Source organism: Archangium sp. (genome assembly GCF_036389735.1).
Classification (GTDB): Bacteria; Myxococcota; Myxococcia; order Myxococcales; family Myxococcaceae; genus Archangium.
On the sequence record NZ_DASVWK010000169.1, the window covers coordinates 1 to 7,061 of the forward strand.

General features: G+C 68.8%; 4 protein-coding genes and 2 pseudogenes. 4 read left to right on the forward strand and 2 right to left on the reverse strand.

Going from position 1 to position 7,061, the window contains the following annotated elements:
• The 3 genes and pseudogenes from VF794_RS06315 to VF794_RS06325 form a co-directional block, all read left to right on the forward strand.
• Positions 1 to 415: pseudogene (locus tag VF794_RS06315) on the forward strand (ssnA protein); the annotation flags it as partial.
• A gap of 13 nt (positions 416 to 428) precedes the next feature.
• Positions 429 to 974, forward strand: coding sequence for a peroxiredoxin (locus tag VF794_RS06320; protein WP_331108280.1), 546 nt, complete (start codon positions 429 to 431; stop codon positions 972 to 974).
• A gap of 220 nt (positions 975 to 1,194) precedes the next feature.
• On the forward strand, positions 1,195 to 1,959 hold the full coding sequence (locus VF794_RS06325; RefSeq protein WP_331108281.1) for a peptidoglycan-binding protein: 765 nt from the start codon (positions 1,195 to 1,197) through the stop codon (positions 1,957 to 1,959).
• A 49-nt stretch (positions 1,960 to 2,008) separates the two neighbouring features.
• On the opposite strand, the gene VF794_RS06330 is transcribed toward VF794_RS06325, so the two are convergent.
• Together VF794_RS06330 and VF794_RS06335 are read right to left on the reverse strand one after the other, a co-directional pair.
• The gene (locus VF794_RS06330) at positions 2,009 to 3,805 is read right to left on the reverse strand and encodes a hypothetical protein (RefSeq protein ID WP_331108282.1); all 1,797 of its coding nucleotides are present in this window, start codon (positions 3,803 to 3,805) and stop codon (positions 2,009 to 2,011) included.
• A gap of 83 nt (positions 3,806 to 3,888) precedes the next feature.
• On the reverse strand, positions 3,889 to 5,091 hold the full coding sequence (locus tag VF794_RS06335) for a hypothetical protein (RefSeq protein WP_331108283.1): 1,203 nt from the start codon (positions 5,089 to 5,091) through the stop codon (positions 3,889 to 3,891).
• 602 nt (positions 5,092 to 5,693) lie between these two features.
• Between VF794_RS06335 and VF794_RS06340 the strand changes: the two are divergent.
• Positions 5,694 to 6,806: pseudogene (locus tag VF794_RS06340) on the forward strand (NAD-dependent epimerase/dehydratase family protein).
• Positions 6,807 to 7,061 lie beyond the last annotated feature (255 nt).

A 7,061-nucleotide genomic window follows, 5' to 3' on the forward strand; every position in this document is an offset into this window, starting at 1 on the left:
GTTCGGCCACCGGGCCACCCTGGGCGCGGATCAGGTGAGCGCGGACATGTTCGCCGAGGCCCAGGCGGCCTGGTTGCGCTCGCGCGACGCGGGGCAGCCCATCGACGTGCTGCGCTACCTCGCCAACGGACAGCGTCTGGCCTCGCAGGTGTTCGGCGCCCAGGTGGGGCTGATGCGCGAGGGCTCGCTGGCGGACCTGCTCCTCATGGACTACCAGCCGGCCACGCCGCTGACGGCGGAGAACCTGGCCTGGCACGTGGTGTTCGGCCTGGGCTCGCGCCACGTGGAGTCGGTGATGGTGGAGGGCGTGTGGCGGGTGTGGGCGCGCCGTCCCCTGTCGGTCAATCCCTCGGTGGTGGCGGAGCAGGCGCGCGAGGCCGCCGCGGCGGTCTGGGCGCGCATGGGCGAGAAGTGATAAGCAAGCAGCCATGCTCATTCCAACGCTCGTGGCTGGCTTCTTCGCGGGAGCCTCCCCTCAAGTCGGGGACGTGGCGCCGGACTTCACGGTGGAGGACACCTCCGGCAAGTCGTACACCCTGTCGCAGATGGTGAAGGACGGCCCGGTCATCCTGGCCTTCTTCCCCAAAGCATTCACAGGTGGTTGAACGCGTGAGCTCTCGGCGTACCGGGATCGGTATGCGGAAATCGAGAAGCTCCACGGCCAGGTCCTGGCCGTCAGTACGGATGACAAGGAAACGTTGGCGAAGTTCAAGGAGTCGTTGAAGGCGCAGTTCCCGTTCGTTCCGGATCCCGAAGCGAAGCTGACGAACCTGTATGAGGTGAAGACGCCGGTGATCAAGCTGGCGAACCGCTACACGTTCGTCATCGGGGAGGACCGCAAGGTCCTGAAGGTGGAGTCCGGCAAGGACGCCATCGATCCGAACGGGGCGATCGTGTCGTGCCCCATCCGCAAGCCGAAGGCGGACGCGGGCAAGGACGCGGGGGCGAAGCAGCCCGAGCCGCAGAAGAAGTAGACGTCACGAGTTGGGGTGAGGGGAGAGGAGCCCGTGGGTTCCACCCCCTCACCTCGTGTTTTTCGAGGCCCCCGATGAAGAGCCCCTGGTCTCGTCATGGCCCTGGGCGGCCGAGGCCTGGCGGTGGGGCCTTGGCTCGCCTGCTCGCCCTCCAGGGTAGACGCTCCCCGTCACGAATCCATCGTCCCTCCTCCTTCTGGGAAGAAAAGAGGATGTCTTGATGCGCGCTACCCTGGATGTGTCCCCGCTCCAACCCACCACCCCGAGCGTGCTGCGCCTGGGTTCTCGCGGCCCGGAGGTCGCCGAGCTGCAACGCGGGCTGAGGGCGGCTGGCTGCGACCCCAGCTCGACCGACGGTGACTTCGGCCCGAGGACGGAGATGGCCGTGAAGGCCTTCCAGCACTCCCAGGGTCTTACCGCGGATGGAGTCGTCGGCCCCCGGACGTGGAGCGCGCTTTCGAGGCTCACCCGGGAGCAGCTCCGCGGCATCATGCCCAGGCTGTCGGTCGCTCGTACGGATGAGTGTCTGCGCTACCTCGGCGCGGCGATGGTCGAGGCGGAGATCACCACTCCCCAGCGTCAGGCGGCCTTCCTCGCGCAGCTCGCGCACGAGAGTGGGGAGCTGCGCTTCTTCGAGGAGCTCGCCTCTGGAGAGGCGTACGAGGGGCGTGAGGACCTGGGCAACACCCGGCCGGGGGATGGATGCCGTTACAAGGGCCGAGGCCCCATCCAGCTCACCGGCCGGGCCAACTACCGCGCCGCCGGGCGTGCGTTGGGCATCGACCTGGAGGACCAACCCACCCGGGCGGGGGATGTCGACGTGGGCTTCCGCGTGGCGGGCTGGTTCTGGACCCGCCGGGGCCTCAATGCGTTCGCGGATGCGGGGAACTTCCGGGAGATCACCCGCCGCATCAACGGTGGCTACAACGGGCTGGAGCATCGCGAGGCCTACTACCAGCGCGCGCTGGCGATCCTCTCCCCTTGAGGAGGGACTACGGCGGCGCGCTGGCACTCCGGTCGGCGGGCGTCTCGTACTAGGGCGCCATCACCCCTCCCGATGGCCGTAGACGGGCCATCTGGACATGGGGGACCACGGCCCTGCCGGTGGAGTAGGTGGGGCTGATGGCCTGGCCTCCCAGCAGGTACACGAAGTCGTCGTGGATGACGCCGCCGTGAGCCTCGCGTCCGGGCTCGAGCACCTGCTGGACGCTCCAGGTGCCCAGGCTCCCATCGGGCTGAAGGGGGGCGTACTGGACGAGGTCCGACCGGTAGCTGCCGTAGTCGATCTCACACCGGCCCGCCAGGACGTAGAGGTGGCCCCCGTGGGTCCCCACCGCGTGGGAGTCGCAGGGGTAGGGCAGCAGTCGGCTCGTGGACCAGGCACCCACGCCGCCCTCGGCCGCGAGCGAGGCCCGATAGACGCTCGGCTGCGGGCGGACCTGGTACACCTGGAGCCCTCCCACGACATAGAGGACGTCGCCCGCCACGACGGCATCATGGTACTGCCGGCCCTCTGGAAGGCTCGGGCCGGACCTCCACGTCCCCAATTTTCCATCCGCCTGTAGGGGGGCGAAGAGGACCTTGGCGGGATCGGCGATGGTGCCCACGACGTAGAGGTTGCCGCCGTGGACCTGCACGGCGGGCGCGTCGAGCTTGCCAGGCACGGTGCCGACCACCGACCAGGCCCCCAAGGAGCCATCCGCCTGGAGCTCGGCCCCGAGCACCTGATCGGTGCCCACCGTGCAGTTCCTGCCACAGGACTCATTGCCTCCCACGACGTAGAGGTTCTTCCCCGAGGTCACCACCCGCGCTCCGACGCGCGCGAGGGGCAGGGGAGTCGTCCGCGTCCACTCACCCACGCCGCCCTCCGGACGCAGGGGCGCGAACCACACCTCATCGAACCAGGTGCTGGAGTCGGCGCCCCCCACGACGTAGAGGTACCCACCGGCGGCCACGGTGCCGGCCCGTGCCCGGGCACTCGGGAGCGGGGTGGTGGACTTCCACAGGGTGCAGCTCCCGGTGGGGGACAGGTGATAGCCCGCCGCGCACCCGGACGAGGGGACACAGCGTCCGTCTCCACCGTTGTGGTAGCCCTGGGAGCACTTGCCCTCCTGGACGCACCAGCCATCGCCTCCATCACGCAGGCCGGGTCCGCAACTGGTCGCGTCGAAGCACTGGGGGCTGGTGTCGCCCTTGCTGAACAGCTCGCCCTCCAGCACCAGGTCCTTGAGGTTGAGGGTCAGCACCAGGGGGTCGCCGCCGCTGCCCGAGCGGAACAGGCGGATGGGCTGATCCGGGAAGCCGAGCCGCACCGGTGTCATGCACACGCTGGTGGCCATGCGCACGGGCACCTCTCGGGGGCCCATGTACACCAGGGGCGTGAAGCCCGGCTGCGAGAGGTACACGCCTTCGGCCGAGTCCAGGAAGCCCGGGCACGTCGAGTCCGCCGAGAACTGCGCCTCGGTGAGGCCTCCGTAGGTGCCGTTCACCCGCTTGAAGGACAACTTCAGGGGGCACTGCCCGCTCGCCAGCGACACGGTGAGTTCGAGCGTTCCCACGCACCCGTCCTCGACGATGTCCACGTCCACCTTGTGGATGGACTTCGCGAGGGCCTTGCCGCCCCCGTAGTTGATCTCGCTCTGGCTCGTATGCAGGGCGCCCGAGGGCACCATGCGGGAGGCGGAGCAGGTGCCCTGGCTGGGCGTGGTCGCCGGAGGTGGCTGGGGAGTGACGTCACCACCGCTGTCATCATCATCGAGCGTGTCACAGCCCGCCACCATCGCTCCCACCAGCACCAGGATGGGCAGCAGCCTGCTGACTCCCGGAATCACGTCCACTCCTGAAGATCCGTTCATGCCTCTCCAGTTTATTGCTCAATCGAGCCTGGAAGGGATCCCCCGGAGGCCCCGCCGCGTCAGTGCTTGCCCTGGGTCGGAGCCTTGGGCTTCTTGATCTCGGGCACGGTGGGCTTCTTGATCTCGGGCACGGCGGGCTTCTTCACCTCGGCCACGGCGGGTCTGGCGGGGACGGAGAAGCTCGCGTTCGTCGCGCCCCGGGCCGCGGCCAACACCGGCTTGAGTGACTCCTGAAGCTCCCCGCGCACCACTCCGCGAACCTCTTCCCGCACCGCCGCCCGCACCTCCCGCCGGATGACGTCCTTGAGCTCCTCGCTCTGGAGCGCCAGCTTCAGCTCCCCCTGCACCAGGGACTTCAGATCCCCCTGGAGCGCGTCGACCGATTCATCCAGCCCCTTCACGTCCTTGTGGAGCGGATCCACTGCCTTGCCAATGCTCTCGAGCGTGGCGCCGGTGACCGCCATGATGAGCTGCTGGGTGCTCTCGCTCTGGCTCTTCAGCTCCGTCTTGAACGTGCCCAGCGCGTCCCGCATCGCGCCCAGCGAGGCGATCTCCTGCTTGAGGTCTTCCAGCTCCCGGGCGCGGGAGTCCAGCTCCCCCTTCTTCTGTTCGAGCAATGCCTGGGTGTCGCGCAACAGCATCGTCTGCTGCGAGCAGCGCGCGTCGATGGAGAGCAGGTTGGCGTAGGTGCTGCCCGTGACCTGGCACATCGACAGCGTCTCCTGCTCGTCGAGCAGCACGAGCGAGGCGCTCAGCGCGAGCATGACGATGGTGAGCATCGACAAGGCGGCGCCCCGGGCGACGCGCAGGCGCGGGCCGGTGCCCTGGCCGAGCCAGCCCTGCTGTTGCAAGCCCAGGACGCCCGCCAGCGAGATGACCACCAGCGACAGCAGCGACAGCAGCTTGCCGGGAGAGATCTCCAGCACGAGCCTGGAGAGGAGCTGGAGCGATTCCCACGTCGAGTCCTTCTCGATGTCGAGCTCGGGGCGTGGGGTGCCGTGCTCCAGACTGCCCCAGGTGGGCTGGCGCGCCTGGCAGAGTCCGCGCATGTCGCTCGCCCACCGGGGGACGTCGTCCACGAGCGGGGTGCTCGGGCACAGGCCGAAGATGTACTTCGTGGTGCCGGTGCTGAACGTCTGGTGCAGTTGGTGGCGCGCGGAAGACTTCGCGACGGCCCACTTCCACGTGTAGCCGAGGGCGACGATCGCCAGGGCGAACGCGAGCCAGGGAAGGGCCTTCTTCGCGAAAGTACGCAGGGACACGGTGGCGGCTCCTTCAGGGGCGCGCGAGGGGAAGCGGAAGGGTGCCCGGGAAGGATCCCCCAGCCGTCCACGGGGGACAACGCGGTGTCCTGGCGACTGTCATGCCGGAAAAGAGTCGGGGAGGAGCCGCCCCCAGCAGCTCCTCCCCGACTTGCTTCCCTGGCACTGCCCCCAAGCACGTCCCTGCTCGTCCTACCCCCCCCGACCCCCACCAACCCGCCGCCCTCGCCCGACCCCGTCCTGCCCCGCCCGACCCCGTCCTGCCCCATCACCTCTACGTGGCGGAGATAAAGCATCCCGCGTGCCAGCGGCGCTCCGGGGCCAGGGGCATGTGATTTCAAGGGTTTGTCGAGCCAGAGCGACCGCACCCGTCTCGGAGGCGGTAAGACTTACGTTCCCCTCGCGCTCCTTCCGCGCTCCCGCCCTCCGGTTGGAAGGAACTGCTCACTGGGGCGAAGGACACCAGTCCTCCGGTAGCTGAATGCAAGGCCCCCCACTCCCGGAACAGGGAAGGGCTGCCTAGCTTCGCGATCGGTGAAGTCACGGAATTCCAGATGTGGGTCCGTGGCTCACGAACACTTCCTCATCGCAGTGGAGCGGCAATGAAGAGCAAGCACATCCTCATCACGGGTGGAGCGGGGTTCATCGGCTCGCATCTGGCGGATCAACTCATCGAGCAGGGCCACCGCGTCCGGGTGCTCGATTGTCTCCTGCCGCGGGTCCATGGCGATGGCCAGCGCCGGCCGGACTACCTCCATCCCGAGGTGGAGCTTCACGTGGGGGACGTGCGCGACCCCGAGGCCGTCCGTCGGGCCCTGGTCGGGGTGGACGCCGTCTACCACTTCGCCGCCGCGGTGGGCGTGAGCCAGAGCATGCGGGAGATCGCCCACTACACCTCGGTGAACAACATCGGCACCGCGGTGCTCCTGGAGGCGCTGATGAAGCGCCCGGTGGATCGGCTGGTGCTGGCCTCCTGCATGAGCGTGTACGGCGAGGGCCTCTTCCGCACCCCGGACGGACAACTGGTGCAGGGCACCGAGCGCACGCGCGAGCAGCTCCAGGCGAGCCAGTGGGAGCCGCTGGACGCCAAGGGCCAGGGGCTCGTCCCGGTGGCGACGAACGAGACGAAGCAGCCCTCGCTCTCCTCCGTCTACGCGATCTCCAAGTACGACCAGGAGCGCCTGTGCCTCGTGCTCGGCAAGGCCTACGGCATCCCCACGGTCGCGCTGCGCTTCTTCAATGTGTACGGCCCGCGTCAGGCGCCCTCCAACCCGCACACCGGCGTGCTGGCCCTTTTCGCCTCGCGCCTGCTCAACGACTAGGCGCCCCTCCTCTTCGAGGACGGCTACCAGCAGCGAGACTTCGTCAGCGTGCATGACATCGCGCGCGGCTGCCGTCTGGCCCTCGAGGTGCCCGAGGCCGTGGGAGGCGTCTTCAACCTGGGCAGTGGCCGGGCCGTCACGGTGCGCGAGGTGGCCGCCTACATGGCAGAGGTCCTGGGCAAGCCGCACCTCCGCCCGGAGGTGAACGGCAAGTACCGCATGGGCGACGTGCGCCACTGCTTCGCCGACATCTCCCTGGCCCGCAAGGTGCTCGGCTACGAGCCCAAGGTGTCCTTCCACGAGGGCCTGACCGAGCTGGTCGCGTGGCTCAAGGGCCAGCAGGCCACGGACCGGGCGGACGAGGCGCGTTCCAGCTTGCAATGGCCAACATGAGCCGGCGCGGGGGTCAGGTGTTCAACATCGGTGGCGGCCCCCAGCGCACGGTGAGCCCGTTGGAGGTGGTGGAATCGAGGTGGGCCGGGACAGTGCGACGCACGCTCAGCAGGCCGGAGGCACGTGAACCCATCCACGGATAAAGACGCTCCTGCTCCCTCCGGGGAGGTGCGCCGGGTGCTGATGACGGCCGACACCGTTGGCGAGGTGTGGACGTCCGCGCTGGAGCTGAGCCGGGCGCTGGCGCCCCGGGGG

Excerpts from the sequence above, each read along its gene's own strand:
- VF794_RS06325 (WP_331108281.1), top strand. The coding sequence starts at position 1,195 with ATGCGCGCTACCCTGGATGTGTCCCCGCTCCAACCCACCACCCCGAGC.